This window comes from Rhodococcus sp. LB1, from assembly GCF_001583455.1.
Taxonomy (GTDB): domain Bacteria; phylum Actinomycetota; class Actinomycetes; order Mycobacteriales; family Mycobacteriaceae; genus Rhodococcus_F; species Rhodococcus_F opacus.
In genome coordinates this window covers 1-1198 of the sequence record NZ_LTCZ01000300.1, presented here as the reverse complement: position 1 = coordinate 1198, position 1198 = coordinate 1, and the positions used below count along the sequence as shown (strand labels likewise).

Sequence of the window (1198 nt, the reverse complement as noted above, 5' to 3'; positions counted from 1 at the left end):
CGGGCTCGGTCATGACGAGGACGCCGCACCCGGTGATCTGGGGGAAGGTGGAAAAGGAGTACTGGACTTGCGCGGCGTCGGAGAGGGCGGCTCGCATGGCGAACCAGAGCGTGAGTTCAGCGGCTTCGGTGCCGCCAAGGGCCATGTATTCGGTGATGTCGATTTTCATGAGTTCGTCGAGGTTGCGCGGCAGTTTGTCGAGGAACCAGCGGTCGAGATCGGCGTTGGCGATTCCGAATCGTGCCCCGCTGATCTGGTGGCTCATGCCGCCGGTGGCGACGACCAGCACGCGCTGGTCGGAGGGGAAACCTTCGATTGCGCGTCGCAGTGCGCTACCGAGTGCGGCCATGCGCTGCGGCCGCGGCAGCGGTTCACGGATCATGTTGACTGCGATGGGGGTGACGGGAATGGGGAAGGGGAGGTCGACGACGTAGGGCAGCCAGGAGAAGATGCCGTGGTCGATTCCGAGGTCCTGGCAGACCGTGAGGTCGAAGTCGTTGTCGATGAGGTGTTGCGACAGGTGGATGCCCCATTCGTGGTTGCCCGGCAAAGGCGGCAGTTCCCGGGGTCCCCAGCCTTCGTCCATCTGCCGGAATTCGTCGCCGATCCCGATCGCCAGAGTGGGGTAGTTGTCGAGGGTGAAGTAGTTGAGGTGGTCGTTGTAGACCACGACCATGTGGTCCGGTGCGAGCTCTGCCAGCAGGTCGCGTGCGGGCCGGGTGCCGTCGAACCAGGGTTGCCAATGCGTGGGAAAGTGGTCATTCCCGCCGTGAGCGCGGTCGTACTCGATTCCCATGGACGGGGTATGCGAGATCCCCATCCCGCCGACGATGCGCGCCATCAGAGTTCCTTCGGGAGACGCGAGACCGTGCGTGGGCACGATTCGACGAGTTGATCGATGCTGCTGCCGACGTTGTGGGCGCCGATGTCGAAGAGATTTCCGCCGTAGGTTGCTGCGAGTTTGAGGACGGATTGCAGGTGGGCGCCGCGGCGCAGCAACTCGGTCCAGTTGCGGTCATTGACCAGCTGTTGCTCGTCGGTGGTGAGACCGCAGCGGCTCATGTAGGCGGACGGTTCTGCGAGAAAGGTCGATCGGTTGTCCCGCTCGCGTAGTGACAGACAGAATGCGGTGAGATGGCGGCCGTGGAAGGCTCGCTCGGCCGTGAAGAGGATGGTGCCGGGTTCCGACAGATCGAAT

Annotated in this window: 2 protein-coding genes; both read right to left on the bottom strand. The window is 63.6% G+C overall.

Annotated features, from left to right (window positions below):
• A partial coding sequence (locus AZG88_RS31290) for a hypothetical protein (RefSeq protein ID WP_061700079.1) occupies positions 1-841 on the bottom strand: 841 nt, incomplete at its 3' end.
• Positions 841-1198 (bottom strand): hypothetical protein (locus AZG88_RS31285; RefSeq protein WP_061700078.1); only part of this gene is annotated, 358 nt, incomplete at its 5' end. The genes AZG88_RS31290 and AZG88_RS31285, both read right to left, overlap by 1 nt.